General features: G+C 65.8%; 17 protein-coding genes and 1 pseudogene. 12 read left to right on the forward strand and 6 right to left on the reverse strand.

The features are described 5' to 3' along the window. Positions 1-170: 170 nt before the first annotated feature. A complete protein-coding gene (locus AABA84_RS33900; RefSeq protein ID WP_338314292.1) occupies positions 171-656 on the reverse strand; it encodes a hypothetical protein in 486 nt (161 codons plus the stop codon). A 94-nt stretch (positions 657-750) separates the two neighbouring features. On the opposite strand from AABA84_RS33900, the gene AABA84_RS33905 reads away from it, so the two are divergent. From AABA84_RS33905 to AABA84_RS33920, 4 genes and pseudogenes are all read left to right on the forward strand, one after another. After that, positions 751-957 (forward strand): hypothetical protein, encoded by a 207-nt coding sequence (locus AABA84_RS33905; protein ID WP_212253675.1) that lies wholly within the window; start codon positions 751-753, stop codon positions 955-957. 2 nt (positions 958-959) lie between these two features. Beyond that, a complete protein-coding gene (locus AABA84_RS33910) occupies positions 960-1,160 on the forward strand; it encodes a hypothetical protein (RefSeq protein ID WP_338314293.1) in 201 nt (66 codons plus the stop codon). A gap of 93 nt (positions 1,161-1,253) precedes the next feature. After that, positions 1,254-2,096, forward strand: a complete 843-nt coding sequence (locus AABA84_RS33915) for a flavodoxin family protein (RefSeq protein ID WP_338314294.1) — start codon at positions 1,254-1,256, stop codon at positions 2,094-2,096. Beyond that, positions 2,093-2,993 (forward strand): annotated as a pseudogene (locus AABA84_RS33920) (NAD(P)/FAD-dependent oxidoreductase). Before AABA84_RS33915 ends, AABA84_RS33920 begins: the two are co-directional and overlap by 4 nt. An 81-nt stretch (positions 2,994-3,074) precedes the next feature. Here AABA84_RS33920 and AABA84_RS33925 read toward each other — a convergent pair. Next, entirely contained in the window at positions 3,075-4,013 is a 939-nt protein-coding gene (locus AABA84_RS33925; protein ID WP_338309681.1) for a GlxA family transcriptional regulator, read from the reverse strand. Between the two features lie 91 nt (positions 4,014-4,104). Between AABA84_RS33925 and AABA84_RS33930 the strand changes: the two genes are divergently transcribed. Then, entirely contained in the window at positions 4,105-4,791 is a 687-nt protein-coding gene (locus AABA84_RS33930) for a DJ-1/PfpI family protein (protein ID WP_338314295.1), read from the forward strand. Between the two features lie 170 nt (positions 4,792-4,961). After that, positions 4,962-6,176 carry an ABC transporter substrate-binding protein gene (locus AABA84_RS33935; RefSeq protein WP_338314296.1) on the forward strand — a complete coding sequence of 405 codons (1,215 nt, stop codon included), beginning with the start codon at positions 4,962-4,964 and terminating at the stop codon, positions 6,174-6,176. A gap of 49 nt (positions 6,177-6,225) precedes the next feature. Here AABA84_RS33935 and AABA84_RS33940 read toward each other — a convergent pair whose 3' ends face one another. Continuing rightward, positions 6,226-6,483, reverse strand: a complete 258-nt coding sequence (locus AABA84_RS33940) for a hypothetical protein (RefSeq protein WP_063194972.1) — start codon at positions 6,481-6,483, stop codon at positions 6,226-6,228. A 274-nt stretch (positions 6,484-6,757) separates the two neighbouring features. Here AABA84_RS33940 and AABA84_RS33945 point away from each other — a divergent pair, with 274 nt between their 5' ends. Next, the gene (locus tag AABA84_RS33945; protein ID WP_018320591.1) at positions 6,758-7,132 is read left to right on the forward strand and encodes a hypothetical protein; all 375 of its coding nucleotides are present in this window, start codon (positions 6,758-6,760) and stop codon (positions 7,130-7,132) included. Between the two features lie 7 nt (positions 7,133-7,139). Here AABA84_RS33945 and AABA84_RS33950 read toward each other — a convergent pair whose 3' ends face one another. Then, complete coding sequence (locus AABA84_RS33950; RefSeq protein ID WP_212253661.1) at positions 7,140-8,417, reverse strand: polysaccharide deacetylase family protein; 1,278 nt, start codon at positions 8,415-8,417, stop codon at positions 7,140-7,142. A 190-nt stretch (positions 8,418-8,607) separates the two neighbouring features. Beyond that, entirely contained in the window at positions 8,608-9,381 is a 774-nt protein-coding gene (locus tag AABA84_RS33955; protein WP_212253659.1) for a polysaccharide deacetylase family protein, read from the reverse strand. 115 nt (positions 9,382-9,496) lie between these two features. On the opposite strand from AABA84_RS33955, the gene mgtE reads away from it, so the two are divergent. From mgtE to AABA84_RS33975, 4 genes are all read left to right on the forward strand, one after another. Continuing rightward, entirely contained in the window at positions 9,497-10,918 is a 1,422-nt protein-coding gene (mgtE, locus tag AABA84_RS33960) for a magnesium transporter (RefSeq protein WP_212253657.1), read from the forward strand. A 238-nt stretch (positions 10,919-11,156) separates the two neighbouring features. Beyond that, positions 11,157-11,474, forward strand: coding sequence for a helix-turn-helix domain-containing protein (locus tag AABA84_RS33965; RefSeq protein WP_212253723.1), 318 nt, complete (start codon positions 11,157-11,159; stop codon positions 11,472-11,474). Between the two features lie 166 nt (positions 11,475-11,640). After that, complete coding sequence (locus AABA84_RS33970) at positions 11,641-12,459, forward strand: aldo/keto reductase (protein ID WP_212253654.1); 819 nt, start codon at positions 11,641-11,643, stop codon at positions 12,457-12,459. A gap of 49 nt (positions 12,460-12,508) precedes the next feature. Continuing rightward, on the forward strand, positions 12,509-13,492 hold the full coding sequence (locus AABA84_RS33975) for a hypothetical protein (protein ID WP_212253652.1): 984 nt from the start codon (positions 12,509-12,511) through the stop codon (positions 13,490-13,492). Positions 13,493-14,440: 948 nt separating this feature from the next. On the opposite strand, the gene AABA84_RS33980 is transcribed toward AABA84_RS33975, so the two are convergent. Next, a complete protein-coding gene (locus AABA84_RS33980; RefSeq protein ID WP_212245217.1) occupies positions 14,441-15,157 on the reverse strand; it encodes a DUF599 domain-containing protein in 717 nt (238 codons plus the stop codon). A gap of 146 nt (positions 15,158-15,303) precedes the next feature. Between AABA84_RS33980 and AABA84_RS33985 the strand changes: the two genes are divergently transcribed. Then, positions 15,304-15,966, forward strand: a complete 663-nt coding sequence (locus tag AABA84_RS33985; RefSeq protein ID WP_212245215.1) for a glutathione S-transferase family protein — start codon at positions 15,304-15,306, stop codon at positions 15,964-15,966. The last annotated feature ends 274 nt before the right edge of the window (positions 15,967-16,240 follow it).

Raw genomic sequence — 16,240 nt, forward strand, 5'->3', positions numbered from 1 at the left:
ATCCGCTGGTGATACGTCTGACCGCCGAAGCGAAGCGGCTGCTGCACCGCCGGGAACGGGTTAGATGTCGGCGCGTACCGATGCGCTGGTGTCGTGGGCAGAAACCGGAAAAATGAGCGCCACGTCCATCGTCCCCGTTGTGTCCGGTTGTCACCCGGCGGTGCCTTCCGTCAACGACGTTTCGCGGCTTTGGTTCGCCGGTTGTAGGGCGAGCGGTTGACCGGCCTCAGCGAAATCCCTTCACGATGGGCCTTGCTGCGAATGGCCGCGACCGGCCGCTGAAGCTTGAGGCTCATCACGCCGGTCGGCGTGTTTCCCTTCGCGAGCTGCTTCAGCTTGCTCACATCCGAGGGCGTCCAGGGCTGGCGCGCGCGGCGCTTATACGCGGCTTGCGCGGTCCCTTGCGGCCGATCGGTGAGCCCGGCCGCTTCCCTGCTGTTTTTGCCATGATGATCCTCCTTCAAGTCCTTCATGAACAGGCGAATCCGCAATTCGGTTCCGGCGCAGTCGATTGTCGTGACGAACGGCACGCGAGAACGAGTGACGATGCCGTGCGGCCGTCCTCGCGCAAAATCGCGCAGCGTTAACTTTTTGAAATGCCGGAACCCGCCGTCGCGGCCGAAGCTAAGAACATTGCCCGGCCGGGCCGCCCCCAACCGGCAAGCCACTCGAGCGACAAGAGAACCTGGGCCCCGGCGCCCCATCCCGGCCGGGGCCGATTTCCGTCCAACCGAATAGCCGTGAAGTCCAATGACCGCCAAACGCAACCGCAACAAACAGACCCGATCGCTCCAGGAGCGATTGGCCGCATTTGCCGAAAACGCCCGCGAGCGCGCGCGCAGCCTGCCGCCTGGCAGTGAGCGCGAGATGCTGCTGCAGCGCGCCGAGCAAAACGAAGTGACCGCGAACCTGACGGACTGGTTGAGTGCGCCGGTCTACCCAAGGCGCGGAGGATGATCATGCGGAGTATCAAGCATTACCGCGCGTTCCAGATCGATCCGGACGGGCATGTGTTCGGATGCATCAATCTCGTCTGCGACAATGACGAGGAGGCCAAGAGCGAGGCCGCTTCGCTCGTGCTGGTCCACCGCATCGAGCTGTGGCGGCTGGACCAGCGGATCGCACAATTCGAGTCGCCGGCCAGGGTCGTGCGCCAGTAGGGCCGTCGGAACTGAGCCGTCGCGACGGAGCAATGGGAACCGCACGCTGTGCCCCGGGTTGGTCGGGCGATACCGACTTCATCGGGAGCCAGCATGACGGAAGCCGACGTTCGCAAAGGAATGCCGCCCGTCAAGCTGTCGCGCGAGGAGTTCGAGCGCCGCTACAAGCGTCAGTTCATCGATCCCGCCTTTGCCCCGCTGCAGCGCGAGCTCGATGCCGTCGTCGGTGCCGCCTGGGACGCCTATAGCCATTCGCGCAAGGCACCGTTGACGCGGAAGGCGGGCGCAGGTTTCTCCGATCCCGACTACGACATTGCCGTCGACTGGCTCGATGCGCGCGCGAATATCCTGGCAGCGCAGCGTCGGCATGACGACGCGCAGGAGACGCCGCGCATTCTCGTCATCAACGGCTCGGCCCGCAGCGAGCACACCTGTCCCGGCGAGATGTCCAAGACCTGGCGTCTGGTCGAGCTGGCTGAACCGGTCTTCGTCGAGATGGGATTTGCCGTGGACATCCTCGATCTCTTTCGCCTGGCTTCGGAATTCGGCAAGACCATTCATCCCTGCAAATCCTGCGTCTCGACCGCGATGCCGCTCTGCCACTGGCCGTGCAGCTGCTATCCGAACTATTCGCTGGGGCAGACCGGCGACTGGATGAACGAGATCTACCCGCTGTGGGTCGCGGCCCACGGCATCCTGATCGTGACCCCGGTGAATTGGTACCACGTGCCTTCCGGGCTCAAGGCGATGATGGACCGCATGGTCTGCGCCGACGGCGGCAATCCCGATCCAACCTCGACTCATGGCAAGAAGGCCGACGCGGCCAAGGCGATGGAGCTGAACGCGGCGCGCGCGCTCGGCAACGCAGTCCGGCTGGCTAGGAGCGGGTGCCTTCAGGAGCCCGGTACCGGGTTGCAGGACCCGAATCCCAAATGACCGGCGCGCGGTTTGATTGCCTGGTCGTCGGCGGCGGCCCCGCCGGGCTGATGGCCGCGATCTATCTGGCACGCTTCCGCCGCAGCGTCTGCGTCGTGGACACTGGCGCCAGCCGTGCCGCGCTGATCCCCCGCAGCCACAATGTTCCCGGCTTCGTCCACGGGCTATCAGGTTCTGACTTGATCGCGCGCATGTCGGCGCAGTTGGGCGAGCTCGCCGTCGCGCGCGTGGAGGCCGAGGTCACCGCCTTGCAGCGGCGCGGCAACGGCTTTCAGGTGATCTGGAACGGCGGCGCGCTTGAGGCCACCACCGTCATCCTCGCCAGCGGCATCGTCGACAGCCATCCGCCGTTCGAGCAATGGCGCGCCGCGGTCGCGGACGGGCTGCTGCGCTATTGTCCCGTCTGCGACGCCTTCGAGGCAATCGGTCGCCGCATCGGCGTCGTCGGCCCGCTTGGCCGGGCCGCTGGCAAGGCGCTTTTCCTTGCGCGGCTACTCGCGCGAGGTGACGCTGCTCGCAACCGGACAGGATGACGAGGAGAGCGCGACAGCGGAGCTGGAAGAGGCCGGCGTCGACATCGTGTTCGCGCCCGACCTGCGCTTGCGGCGGAGGGTGGGGGGCCTCGAGGCCGTCTTCGCCGATGGCCGGACGATGCAATTCGATACGGTCTACCCGGCGATGGGGGCCGAGGTGCGTTCGCAGCTCGCGGTCTCGCTGGGCGCCCAGCATACCGGGGAGGGCTATCTGAAGGTCGACGACCATCAGCGCACCTCGGTTGACGGCCTTTACGGCATCGGCGACGTCGTCACCGACCTGCATCAGATCTCGGTCGCATTCGGCCACGCCGCGCTTGCCGCCTGCACGATTCACCACAGCCTGCCGCGGCGCCTGGCGTGACCGGGAACGAAGGGCGCGGCTTCGCCTTGGTTGAGCGGGACGCGCGACATCGACGCGCGATGCCGGCCTGAAGGCCGCTTCTCACGCGCTTCGCGCCGCGCGTCGCAGCGACTGCGGCGGCTGACCGAATGCGCGGATGAAGGCCCTGCGCATCCGCTCGGGGTCGCGAAAGCCGGTCGATTGGGCGACGCGCTCGATGGCCTCTCCGGAGGACTGCACCCGCTCGCGTGCCACCTCGACCCGCAAGCGCTCGACCGCCTTGGTCGGCGTGGATCCGGTCTCGGCGGTGAAGGAGCGGACGAAATGCCGTGCGCTCAATCCGGCGCGTTCGGCCAGCGCCTCGACCGTGAGATGCGCATCCAGATTCTCGCGCACCCATGAAAGAAGGCTGCCGAAGCGGCCGTTCGGCGTCTTGAGCTCGAGCAAGCTCGAGAACTGCGATTGTCCGCCGCTGCGGCGATGATAGAGCACCAGCTGTCGCGCCGTCGCTTGCGAGACCTCCTCGCCATGGTCCTGCGCGATCATGGCGAGCGCGAGATCAATCCCGGCCGTGATGCCGGCCGACGTCCACACCCGATCGTCGCGGATGAAGATCTGGTCCGGTTCGAGCCTCACCTTCGGATAGCGTCCGATGAAATCGCGGGTGCAGGACCAGTGCGTGGTGGCGCAGCGGCCGTCCAGCAGTCCCGCCTGCGCGAGAAGATAGGCGCCGTTGCAAACGCTGGCGATGCGCACGCCGCGGCTCGCCAGGCGCTGAATGAAAGCGATCGTCGTCTTGCAGCGCGCGGCGGCTTCCACGCCCTCGCCACCGGCCACGAACAGCGTCGTGACCGAGCTTGCCGATCGCAGATGGCGCGCCAGCATCTCGATGCCCGACGAGCTGCGCACGGCACCCGCCTTCGTTGCGACCGTGATCACGCGCGGCGCATCCGGCGTGTGACGCCTGGCAATCTCGAACACCGAGATCGGACCGGCCGCGTCCAGCAACTGGAATTCGGGAAAGATCAGGAAGCCGATCATGGGCGTGTCCAGAATTGAGGGAATTAAGCCATTTCGACCGCAAGGCCAACATGGCAGGCTGCAACCGTCAAGCGCGTTGTCGAGGTTGGACATGTCGGGCCCGTTGCAGATCGGTCTTCTGGTTTTTCCGCGCGTCACCCAGCTCGATCTCACCGGTCCCGCCCAGGTCTTCTCCAGCCTGCCCGACGTGACGGTGCATCTGGTCTGGAAACGCATCGAGCCGGTGCCGAGCGATTCCGTGATCGCGCTGACGCCGACCGTCACCTTCGCCGATTGCCCGCAGCTCGACGTGATCTGCGTTCCCGGCGGCTACGGCACCGACGAGCTGATGCTGGACGAGGACGTTCTCGCCTTTCTGCGAAAGCAGGAGAGCGGCGCGACATACGTGACCTCGGTCTGCACCGGCTCGCTCGTGCTCGGCGCCGCCGGTCTGTTGAAGGGATATCGCGCGGCCACGCACTGGACCGCGAGGGATGCATTGCCGTACTTCGGAGCCGAGCTGTCGCTGGAGAGGGTCTGCGTCGACCGCAATCGCATGACGGGCGGCGGCATCACCGCCGGCATCGACTTCGCGCTCACCCTGGTGTCGATGTTGCGAGGCCGTGCAGCGGCCGAGATGATCCAGCTGCGCATGGAGTACAATCCCGCACCGCCCTTTGCGGCCGGCTCGCCGGACACGGCGCCGGCGGCGATCGTCGCTGCCATGAAGGAACGGGTTGCACCGGCACAGGCGCGGCGGCTGGAGTTCGTCAGGAAGGCCGTCGAGCGGCAGGGATAGCGCGGCAGCTTCGACCGGCCGTGTGCCGCGTGGATCGGTGCTCGGTGCGCGGTCGGCGAGGGGACATCGATCGATCATCGCCGACATGCCGTCGGGATGCTGAAGCGGAGGGGGCAATGGCGCCTTGTCGTGTTGGAGAATTGCTATCGTCGCGCAGCCGGCTTTGCCGCTTGACCTTCGGCCTCATCCTGGCGCTGGGTCCGGCAGTGCTCGCCGAACGGAGCGTGGCCGCCGATTTCTCCGGTGGCGTGGTCAGGATCGGCATCATCAATGACCAGGCCGGACCGTTGTCGGACCTGGCCGGGCCCGGCTCCGTCGTCGCCGCGCGGATGGCCGTGGACGATTTTCAACGTGCAACGCCGGGGCTAAAGGCTGAGATCGTCGTCGCCGACCATCAGAACAAGCCGGATATCGGCGCCCAGATCGTCCGCAAATGGTTCGACGTGGATGGCGTGGACATGGTGGCCGACGTCGGAAACTCCGCGGTCGCGCTCGCCATCCAGTCGATCGCGCGCGACAAGAACAGGATCGTGATCTATTCGGCGGTCGGCACCACCGAGATCGGCGGCAAGCAATGTTCGCGCACCGGCCTGATGTGGCTGCACGACAATTACAATCTGGTCGCCGGATCGGTCCGAAGGCTGGTGTCGCAAGGCTATGACAGCTGGTTCTTCATCGCGTCGGACTACGCGTTCGGACGCAATATGGTCGAGGTGTCCCAGCGCGTGCTGGCGGCTGCGGGCGCCAAGTCGCTCGGCGCGGTGTTTCATCCGCTGGGAAATGCCGATTACGGCTCCTTCCTGCTGCAGGCTCAGGCTTCCAAAGCCAAGGTGGTTGCGTTCGCCAATGCCGGCGAGCAGCTCGTGACCTCGATGAAGCAATGGAACGAGTTCGGAATGAATGCGGGGCCGCAGAAGGCCGTCGCCGAGCTGATGTTCCTGACCGATGTGCACGCCATGGGGGCCGAAACGGCCAAGGGGTTGACGACCGTCACCGCCTGGTATTGGGCGCTCAACGAAGAAACGCGCGCGTTCGCCCAAAGGTTCTACAAGCTTCACAACGCCATGCCGACCGCGCCGCAGGCCGCCGTCTACTCCGCCGTGTCGCAATATTTGAAGGCCGCTTCTGCGGCGGGAACGGACGAGACCAACGCCGTGCTGGAGCAGATGCGCGCGATGCCGGTCGACGATTTTTACGCGCGCGGCGCGCGGCTGCGCGCCGACAACAAGCTGGTGCACGATTTCTATCTCGTCGAGGTCAAGAAGCCCTCGGACGTGAAGACGCCGTGGGACTATTACAACGTCGTCGAGAAGATTCCTGCCGAGGACGCCTTTCTGCCGCTGAGCGACAGTGATTGCCCGTTGCTCAAGACGTCACGAAACTAGCGTTTCACGTCAAGACTTCGCGCAAAAGAGGGGCGGGCGGCCGGCCGCTTCAGCCATATTCCTCGCCGATGCCGTATTCCCGGTAGATCTCCAGCGGGTCGAGGTCGGGAAACAGGCGGCACTTGGCCTGGGCGAGGTGCAGGCTCACCGCCGCCGGCTCCTTGCCGTTCGCCAGCATCTTGCGGATGTCGTCCATATGCGCGTTCGGCTGGTGCTTCGGTTCGAGCTGCTCCAGCGCGACCAGGGCGGTCGCGAGGGCCTCGGTCAGAACCCAGTCGTCGTGGCCGGTGATTCCCTTCTTCGGCATCGGCAGACCCCAGATGTGGCGGCAGCGCATAGTCTAACGCGACTTCCGCCAAACCGCCATTGAAGCCGTAGCTGGCGCGCTGCGTCAGGGCAGAGCCGACGACCATCGTGCGGCTTGCATTATGGCGGCGTGTGGCTAAAAGGCGGCGACTTGCAGTATCTTTGTTGAAACAAAGTTGGCGTAGACGGGCCGTCACAACCCAGCTCCCGGTCTGGGTCCCGATCCCGAATTCGCAGCACGATCCGGCTGCGCACCCCTCAAGGCTCGAGCCAGCATGGTTTTTCTCAGCTTCGTCTACCGCTTCATCACCAACTTCGCGTTCATGGCGGTGGTCTATTTCAGCCTGAATTTCATGGAGAAGTATCCGAACCGGGCGATCCTGGCGATCCTGGTGCTGATCTATGCCGCGATGCGTGCGGTCTCGACGCTGCGCGCGTTCTACTTCTTCCAGAAGATCGAGAAGCTGGAAGCCGAGACGAGGCGCCTTCAGGGCCCGATCAATGACGGCTCCGGGGGAACGAATGCGCGCAAGCAGGTGGTCGCCGACGTGGCCCGGCTGCGCCGCGACGGCGAGCTCAAGTCCTATATGGACCTGTTCTTCCTCGCGCTGATCGTGCTGCTCTGCGTCGCCGCCATCATGCGGCAATAGGTAGGGATTAAGCGCGCTTCTTCAGGCTGGCGATGCGGGTCGAGCGCGGCGTGGCGCTCTTGGCCTGCGCGGCAGGCTTCGGTGCGGCCGGAGCCGCATGCGCGGTGTGCCGAGCCTGGGACTTGGCCGTCTTGCCCTTTGCGGCCTTGCCTTTGGCCGCATGCGGCGTCTCGGCCGCCATGGCCAGCCGCGTCGCGGCGCGCCGCGACAATGTCGTCGACAGCAGCACCTCGACCGAACCTTCCGGAATCGCAAACAGGGCGCGGCTGGGCACGGGCAGGGCGGATGCGACGTCCATCTGACCCTTGGTCCGGCGCGGCAGCAGCGGCTGATGCTCGCTCTGCGCATTGAGGTCGGCGAGCGAGGGCGCCGGAAGCGTCCTGGTCTGCGTGAACACGAAGCGCGGAACGGAAGGCCAGCGCGCGATCGGCACGGTCTCGGTCGGCGGATGCAGCAGCCATTCCACCGGCGTGGTCGGCGTCGCCGGCCGCTCGGCGGTCGCCGGCACCACATGCACGATGCGATAGCCGCGCGCCTTGAGGTCGCGGATGATTTTTGGCAGCGCCGCGACCGTCCGCGCCTGGATGTCGTGCAGCAGCAAAATACCCTTGCCCTTGGCCTCGAGCCGCTGGATCGCGAGCTGATAGACGCGGTCGGAGGACACATGGCGCCAGTCGTCGGCCGGGAAGTCGGCGCTCCAGACCTGGATGCCGCGCGAGATCAGATGATGCTCGACGCCTTCGGCGCGCATCAGGCCGGGAATGCGGAAGAACGGCGCCAGCTTGGACGGATCGGTCATCGCGGCCGAGGTCCACTCGATGCCGCCGTTGATCTCGGCCTCGGCCTTCTCGATCGGCATCCGGTCGAAGGTCAGCGGATGGTTCATGCTGTGGGTGCCGACGGTGTGGCCCGCCGCCACCAGCTTGCGCACGCCTTCCGGGTTGGCCTTGGCCTGGCTGCCGATGATGAAGAAGGTCGCCTTGATGCACTCGTCGTCGAGCATCTTGAGGACCTGGTTGGAATATTTCGGCAGCGGACCGTCGTCGAAGGTCAGGACGACCTCATGATCCCTGAGCGGCAGCGTCTCGCGGTACTGCATGGTGCCGATCAGCGGATGCTCGTGCGGATCGACCACGAGGGTGCGGGACGTCCCGAGCGCGTCCGGATGGCCCGGACAGTCGGCCGCAAGCGCCGCCGGCGATCCGATGGTCGAACATCCAAGGAATCCGCCGAGGCACAGGACGATCCACGATCGCGTCCGCAAGACAACGCTACTTCCGATCATGAACCCGGTCTGCCCTCATGTGCGATTGCCGCCATAGTAGGTCGGAGACATCAGGAAACGGTTCAGGGGCCAAGAGGCCTTCAAGAGCCTGTCCCGTCACAAAGTCCCCATCCATTTGCATGGGGTAGCATGAACAGAGTGTTAATAGGGCTCAAATCACCCCATTTTGCGCCGGCGTGACATTCCGGCATCAGCGCGCATCGGCGTTCTTCTGCGGCGCGCCAGCCGGCACGACGTGGACCACCCGATAGCCGTTCTCCCTCAGATACCGCAGGAAGGCCGGCATGATCGCGGCGGTGCGCGCCTTGGGGTCGTGGAAGAGGATGATGCCCTTGCCGCTGGCTGCGAGCCGCTCCGTGACCAGCTTCAGTTCCTGCTCCGGCGTCATCTCGTTCCAGTCGCTCGCCCACAGATCGGCCCCGAACACGACGATGCCGCGCGATTGCAGCAAATCGAGCTCGGCTTGCGTGGCCTCGAAATAGGGGAAACGGAAGAACGGCGTCGAAGGGGTCGTCGTCGAGGTGCCGTGCAGCGCCATCTCGTCGGCGGCGATGCCGCGGTCGATCTCGCCCTTGGCCTTGTCGAACGGGATACGCGCCATGAACGGGTGCGAAAAGGTGTGGTGGCCGATGGTGTGGCCCTCGCGGGCGATGCGCTTGACCACGTCGGGATGCTGGCTGGCGTGCAGGCCGATCAGGAAGAAGGTCGCGCGCACGCATTCCTGCGCCAGCGCCGCCAGCACCTTCGACGTCGTCGGCGGGTTCGGCCCGTCGTCGAAGGTCAGCACGACCTCGTGATCGGCGAGCGGCAGCGTCTGCGGAAAGCTCTTCAAGCCGACGCGCGGCGTGGTCTTCGCGTCGACGCTCAGAACCCGCGAGGTGCCGAGCGCGTCCTTGCGCGGACACTCGGCGGCCACGGCCGAAGCGATGCCGATCAAGGCCGCGAGGGCCGTGCCTGATGACATCGAGGTCCACCTCAGTCGAAGCATCTTTGTCATTGCGCTCGGAGTTGCCTTGTGGGTATTGCCTGACCGTCAGCCCAGACCATTCGTTCCAACCTGTCAAACGGCGAGGCGCGCCATGGATGAACATATGGACGTTGCCCGATCCGCCGCGGATTCGGTACTCGACCACGTGCCGATGCGCAATGAAGACGGCGATATCAGGCACGAATTCGTCGAGGAGATCGCTCATGCGATCGAGGCCGGCGACAGCGCCTCGCTGCGCGCCTGCGTCGCCGAGTTGCACGAGGCCGATCTCGGCGATCTCATCGGCGCTCTGGAGCCCGACGACCGCGTCCGTCTGGTCGAGCTGACCGGGCGCGACTTCGACTTCTCCGCGCTGAACGAGGTCGACGAGGCCGTCCGCGAGGAGATTCTCGACGAGCTGCCGCCGGAGACGGTCGCCGAGGGCGTCCGCGAGCTCGAATCCGACGACGCGGTCGAGCTGCTGGAAGCCCTCGACCAGGCCGAGCAGGAGGAAATCCTCGAAAAGCTGCCTCTCAAGGAGCGTGTCGCGCTCGAACGCAGCCTGCTGTATCCCGAGAATTCCGCTGGCCGCCGGATGCAGACCGAGTTCATCGCGGTGCCCCAGGATTTCACCGTGGGTCAGGCGATCGACTACATGCGCGAGACGCCGGATCTGCCCGACCGCTTCTACGAGATCTACGTCGTCGACAAGGACCAGCACTGGCAGGGCGCGGTGCCGCTCGACGTGCTGCTGCGCGCGCGACGGCCGGTGCCGCTCGCCGAGCTCACCGACGAGGACCGCCGCCGCGTCTCCGTCCTGGAGGACCAGGAGGAAGTCGCGCGCATGTTCGGCAAGTACAATCTGGTCGCAGCTCCCGTGCTCGACACCCAGGACCGCCTCGTCGGCGTCATCACCGTCGACGACGTCGTCGACGTCATCGAGGAGGAGGCGGAGGAGGACCTCAAGGCGCTCGGCGGCGTCACCAGCGACGAAGAATTGTCCGACACTGTGTTCACCATTGCGCGCGCGCGGTTCAACTGGCTGCTGGTCAATCTCGCGACCGCCTTCCTGGCGTCCTCCGTGCTCGGCCTGTTCGAGGGGCAGCTGGAGAAGATGGTTGCGCTCGCCGTGCTGGCGCCGATCGTGGCGAGCCAGGGCGGCAATGCCGCGACCCAGACCATGACGGTCGCGGTGCGCGCGCTGGCAACGCGCGAGCTCGGCTCTTCCAACGCCTGGCGCGTGGTGATGCGCGAAGGCATGGTCGGCCTCGTCAACGGGCTCGCCTTTGCCGTGATCACGGGGATTGCGGCGGTGGCCTGGTTCAAGATCCCGGGCCTCGGCATCGTCATCGGGCTTGCGATGATCTGCAACCTCATCGCCGGTGCGCTCGGCGGCATCCTGATCCCGATGGCGCTCGAACGCGTCAGGGCCGACCCGGCGGTGGCGTCGGGCACGTTCGTCACCACCGTGACGGATGTGGTCGGGTTCTTCTCCTTCCTCGGGATTGCGACGCTCTGGTTCGGGTTGCGGTAGGGGCGGTTTCTCCTCGTCATTGCGAGGAGCTCTTGCCCTCACTCTGTGTCCCGGGCGCGCTGCAACGCCCTTCGCGTTGCTGCGCAGAACCGGGACCCAGAAGGTGGCATTCTCCGCGGCGAGATGGGCCCCGGCTCAGCAGCGCATCACTTCGTGCTGCGCAGCGTCCGGGGCACGAGACCGTCATCTTTAATCCGAACTTAAGTGACCTGCCGCATCATCGTCCGCGCTTGGGGGACTGGACATGCGGTTGCGGCTGAAGGCGGACGGACGGGTCGTTGAGTTGCGGGATGGACAGGAATTTCCGGTCCAGCCGTCTCCGGTCGAGCCCACGACCACCGCCGCGCCGGCCGACGCCAACCCGCTCGCGGTGCGCGATTTGCGCCGCCGCGCCTGCCTGACCCAGATGGAGTTCGCCGCCAAGCTCGGCGTTCCCGTCGAGACCATCCGCAACTGGGAGCAGGGCAAGCGTGCTCCGCGCGGCCCGGCCCGCGCGCTGCTCGCGGTGATCGCGCACGCCCCGGATACGGTGTTCCAGGCGCTCGCCAAAGCCTGACCAAGGCCTGACGTCGAGGGCTGCCGGGCCCTGACGCGAACCTCCTGTTAGCATTGCGCCAAATATCCCGCTGGACTGCCGCCGCCTTCCGTTGGCAGCGTCATGAGCCGGGTCCATAATGACACCTGATGACGTCAGGGGCTGCCGCAACGGAAGAGGAGTCCTCATGCTGTTCGTCGAGGCCAATGGCGCACGGATCCCGGCGATCGGGCTCGGGACCTGGGAGCTGAGCGGAAGACCTGCCGCGCGCGTGGTCGAGCAGGCGCTGCGGCTCGGCTATCGCCACATCGACACCGCGCAGGTCTACGACAATGAACGCGAGGTCGGCGACGGCTTGCGCGCCTCCGGCGTGCGCCGCGACGACATCTTCCTCACCACCAAGGTCTGGACCAACCATTTCGCGCCCCACGATCTCGAGCGCTCGGTGAAGGAGAGCCTGGCCCGGTTGCGGCTTCCTAGCGTCGATCTGTTGCTGCTTCACTGGCCCAATTCGCACGTGCCGCTGGCGGAAACGCTGGGCGCGCTGTCGCATGCGAAGACGATGGGCCTGACCCGCCACATCGGCGTCTCCAATTTCACGGTGGCGCTGATCGAGCAGGCGGTCGCACTCTCGCCGGAGCCGCTGGTCTGCAACCAGGTCGAATACCACCCTTATCTCGACCAGGCGAAGGTGAGGGCGGCCTGCGACCAGCATGGCCTTGCGCTCGTCGCCTACAGCCCGATCGCCAAGGGACGCATCAAGTCCGACCAGACGCTGGCCGAGATCGGACGCGCCCACCGCAAGTCGCCGGCGCAGGTCTGCCTGCGCTGGCTGGTGCAACAGAATGTCGCTGCGATCCCGCGCACCTCGCGCATCGAACGCCTGTCCGAGAACATCGAGATCTTCGATTTCGAGCTGTCGGAGGACGAGATGAGCCGGATCGCCGCACTCGCCAGTCCGAAGGGGCGCCTGACCGACTTCGGCTTCGCCCCGAAATGGGATTGAGAGGGGGCTGGGGTATGCTAGGACCGCGACGGCAACCCAAGATCGGTCGATGGAACTGCGGAAGATCATACGGACGGACATTGCGGCGTCAGCAATCGCGCATCTGACGCTGGTGGCGCTGATCATCGTGATCAGCGAGGTCCATCCATTCCACGCTACGCCGCCCGAGACCGTGACCGTCGACATCGTCACGCCGGAGCAGGTGAAGGAGGAGATCAGGGAGCAGGAGACCAAGGAGGCGGCCAAGGAGAAGCCGCCGGAGCCGACGCCCGATCTGAAGCTGCCGAAGCTCGATTTCACCGACAAATCCGAAGCGGCGGGCAAGCCCGCGTCCAAGCAGCAGGCCGCAGCGCCGTCGCCGCAGCCGACGCCATCTGAACCGCAGCAGAAGCAGCCGCAATCTTCGCCGGCGCCGAAGCAGCGTGAGGCCAACGTGCAGCCGCAGCCTCAACAACCGCAGCCTCAACAGCCACAGCCGTCGCAACAGCCGCCGCCGCAACCACAGCAACAACCGCCGCCCCAGGCGATGCCGCAGCCATCGATGCAGCCGCCGCCGCAAGCGATGCAGCAACCGGAGGCCGCGCCGCCGCCGGCCTATCAAGCCGCGCAGCCTGATGTCACCGTCAAATACGGCGTCATGCTGGGCCTGCCGCCGGAATTGCCGCCGGAACTGCCGAAAGATGCCCCCAAGGACGATGGCGGCGATGCCAAGGATTCAATCGCAGCCAAGCTGCCGCAGGGAGTCATCGCCGAGCTTCGCCGCCATTTGCGCAGCTGTGCGAAATTGCCGGCCGGACTGAGCCCCAGCGACGCTGTTCACATCAAGCTGCGCACGGTGTTCGCGACCGACGGCACGCTGGCGCGCGAGCCGATCCTGATCGAGGCTCCGCCGTCCGCGAAAGGCGTGGCGCTCGTGAAGTCCGCAATGAGCGCGCTCCAGAACTGTCAACCTTACAAGATGCTGCCGGCAAACCTGTACGGGGAATGGAAGATCATGGACCTGCCGTTCAGCCCGCGGGATTTCGGGGGCTAGCGCTCCATCCGGGCTACGGGACCGTGCCTGTGTCGCCCTCTGTCAATCCATGCGCGCAAAAATATTCCACTTTACCGAAATTCGGTTTCGGCGTATGTATCGCTCATCCTGGCTTGACCTTGAGGGGCGATCGCGCGTCGTCACGTTTCGCGAGCCGGGCTTGCGGTGGACGCGGCAGCGTCGTGTGCGAGATGGTAGCGGGCAGGGCGGGTAGTCCCTGTGAGCCCGAAACCGCGTGCGGACGAGCGACGCTGAACGCGTACGGCAAAACCGTGTGGTCCTGGCCGTCGTTGCTACGGTCAAGTCTTGCGAAGGTGCGAGCGAGCCCAACCGGGCAGACTGCATCATCCAATTCGCGGGGCGAGGGAGGCCAGAGGGAAAGTTCGGCTCCCGGGAGATCACGGCATAAGCCGTCCGACCATCGCGCAGGGAAGGCCGAGTGTTCGGCACCACCTGTATGCTGCTGTGCGGTTCTTTCTGCGTGTGCATTTCGCGCAGCGGACCGCGGGTGCGAGCCGGCACCCGGCCTTCCCTGCGCCCTCTTGGCTAATGAGGGTACGAGATGAAGCAAAGCTCGGGCGAAACGCGCTGCGAGAATGCGAAGGCGTGTCTGCGAGCTGAGCTGCGTGCCACAAACTCGATCTCGTAGGGTGGGCAAAGCGGAAGCGTGCCCACGCCTTGTTGCCTATGGAGAGAGATCGTGGGCACGGCGTTATGCGCCTTTTCCCACCCTACGGCACTGCCGCTGGGATGCGCACTGGCGCATTGTAATGACGGTGGAGAGCGTGCGCGCCACTCACCGCTCTCGTGCCCCGGACGCGGCGCAGCACGAAGTGGTGCGCTGCAGAGCCGGGGCCCATCCATCCGCATCGTGCCGTGCCGCCTCTGGGTCCCGGCTCTGCGCCGCAACGCTCGCGCGTTGCAGCTTGTCCGGGACACGAGCTTGCCTCAATGACCGCGCTTCATTCCCTCATCGACATCCTCCACCTCAGGCGCCATCGCTGCCCACGCGCTCGATGCGAATTGCCGGCGCCAGGTCACGACCACCACGGCGGCCGTGGTCACGAACAGCAGCCAGGGGCTGACGAACCAGCCGAGATAGCCGAGCGCGAAGAAGAAGGCGCGCTGGCCGCGGTTGAAATGGCGGCCGGCGGATTCGAACAGGCGCGAGGTGCGGATGACATGGGCTTCGGCCTCCGGCGTGTCGCGCCGGTCGGCCGGCGGCATGCCGCCGAACAGGATCGCGACATAGTTGAACAGGCGATAGGCCCAGGCGAATTTGAAGAAGGCATAGACGCAGATCAGCACGAGGCCGACGCATTTCAGCTCCCACATCGCCGGCGACGTGCTGAGGTCGATCGGCAGCTTGCTCAGAATCGTAATCGCATCGTTGGTGGCGTGCAGCAGCGCCAGCGCGCCGCCGAGCGCGATCAGGCTGGTCGAGGCGAAGAAGGCGGTGCCGTTCTGCAGCGAGGCCATGATCTGCATGTCCACCATGCGCGTCTCGCGGTCGAGCAGCCGGCGCACCCAGACCTCGCGATAGCGGTTCATGCGCGCCGACAGGCTGTCGCGGCCATAGGCCGAATGCTCCAGCGTCAGCGCATAGACCGTCCATTCGATGATGAAGAAGCCGACCGCGGTGATGTCGACCCAATGCCTGCTCATGTCCGTCTCATGTCCGTCTCCTGTCGGTCTCTTGGCGAGGACCGCAACGATTGCCACGCATGACGGGGCGCAGCAACGATTGATTGGCGGCAGGCGATGGCGTTAAAAGCGGCTCGCTCTAGGACGTCTCGAGAAGGACTGATGACATGGCTGCGCTGAAACTCGCGATCGGTAACAAGAACTACTCGTCATGGTCGATGCGGCCCTGGCTCGCGCTTCGCGCGAGCGACATCCCGTTCGTGGAGACGCTGATCCCGCTCTACACCGACAATCCCGCGGACAAGGAGCAGATCCTGTCCTTCAGCCGTGCCGGCAAGGTGCCGGTGCTGGTCGACGGCGACGTCACGGTGTGGGATTCGCTCGCCATCATCGAATACGTCGCCGAGCGCTATCCGGAAGTGAAGCTGTGGCCCGACGACGTGGCCGCGCGCGCGCATGCCCGATCGGTGTGCGCCGAGATGCATTCCGGCTTCGTGCCCCTGCGCAACGAATGCGGCATGAACCTGCACCGGCCGATCCGGCCCTTGGCGCTGTCGGCCGACGCCAAGGCCAACGTCGCGCGCATCGAGGAGATCTGGCGCGAATGTCGCACGCGCTACGGTGCCAAGGGTCCGTTCCTGTTCGGTCGCTTCGGCGCGGCCGACGCGATGTACGCGCCGGTGGTGCACCGCCTGCGCACCTATGCGATCGCCGTTGCGCCGGACACCAAGGCCTACATGGAGACGATGATGGCGCTGCCGGCGTTCCAGGAATGGACCCGCGACGGGCTGGCTGAAACCCTTGTCATCGAGAAGTTCGAGGACGCCTGACCGGTCGGTCCCACCGAGGCCGCCGGCGGCGTGCCGGCCGGCGGCCCTCACGACCTGGGGCCAGGGGCCACCCGGGCTGCGACCGGCCTGCGACCGGGCCTGCGACATGCCGCCTGAACATGCCGCCCCGACGGTATCATCGGCCCGCGGGTTCCATCCTTATCATTATGAAAAGACTGTAAGATTTGTGGGTTTGCCATGCTGGCATGGCGCTGGCCAAAACGGCCGGCCGCATGCTATACAGCGCCTGGGTTTCTGGCCGGCCGTCGCAGTG

Source organism: Bradyrhizobium sp. TM239, from assembly GCF_036247985.1.
In the GTDB taxonomy this organism is placed as follows: Bacteria; Pseudomonadota; Alphaproteobacteria; order Rhizobiales; family Xanthobacteraceae; genus Bradyrhizobium; species Bradyrhizobium ottawaense.

Excerpts from the sequence above, each read along its gene's own strand:
- AABA84_RS33905 (WP_212253675.1), top strand. The coding sequence starts at position 751 with ATGACCGCCAAACGCAACCGCAACAAACAGACCCGATCGCTCCAGGAG.
- AABA84_RS33980 (WP_212245217.1), bottom strand. The coding sequence starts at position 15,157 with ATGAGCAGGCATTGGGTCGACATCACCGCGGTCGGCTTCTTCATCATC.
- AABA84_RS33975 (WP_212253652.1), top strand. The coding sequence starts at position 12,509 with ATGGAACTGCGGAAGATCATACGGACGGACATTGCGGCGTCAGCAATC.
- AABA84_RS33925 (WP_338309681.1), bottom strand. The coding sequence starts at position 4,013 with ATGATCGGCTTCCTGATCTTTCCCGAATTCCAGTTGCTGGACGCGGCC.
- AABA84_RS33915 (WP_338314294.1), top strand. The coding sequence starts at position 1,254 with ATGACGGAAGCCGACGTTCGCAAAGGAATGCCGCCCGTCAAGCTGTCG.
- AABA84_RS33970 (WP_212253654.1), top strand. The coding sequence starts at position 11,641 with ATGCTGTTCGTCGAGGCCAATGGCGCACGGATCCCGGCGATCGGGCTC.
- AABA84_RS33930 (WP_338314295.1), top strand. The coding sequence starts at position 4,105 with ATGTCGGGCCCGTTGCAGATCGGTCTTCTGGTTTTTCCGCGCGTCACC.
- AABA84_RS33950 (WP_212253661.1), bottom strand. The coding sequence starts at position 8,417 with ATGATCGGAAGTAGCGTTGTCTTGCGGACGCGATCGTGGATCGTCCTG.
- mgtE (WP_212253657.1), top strand. The coding sequence starts at position 9,497 with ATGGATGAACATATGGACGTTGCCCGATCCGCCGCGGATTCGGTACTC.
- AABA84_RS33985 (WP_212245215.1), top strand. The coding sequence starts at position 15,304 with ATGGCTGCGCTGAAACTCGCGATCGGTAACAAGAACTACTCGTCATGG.
- AABA84_RS33910 (WP_338314293.1), top strand. The coding sequence starts at position 960 with ATGCGGAGTATCAAGCATTACCGCGCGTTCCAGATCGATCCGGACGGG.
- AABA84_RS33955 (WP_212253659.1), bottom strand. The coding sequence starts at position 9,381 with ATGTCATCAGGCACGGCCCTCGCGGCCTTGATCGGCATCGCTTCGGCC.
- AABA84_RS33940 (WP_063194972.1), bottom strand. The coding sequence starts at position 6,483 with ATGCCGAAGAAGGGAATCACCGGCCACGACGACTGGGTTCTGACCGAG.
- AABA84_RS33945 (WP_018320591.1), top strand. The coding sequence starts at position 6,758 with ATGGTTTTTCTCAGCTTCGTCTACCGCTTCATCACCAACTTCGCGTTC.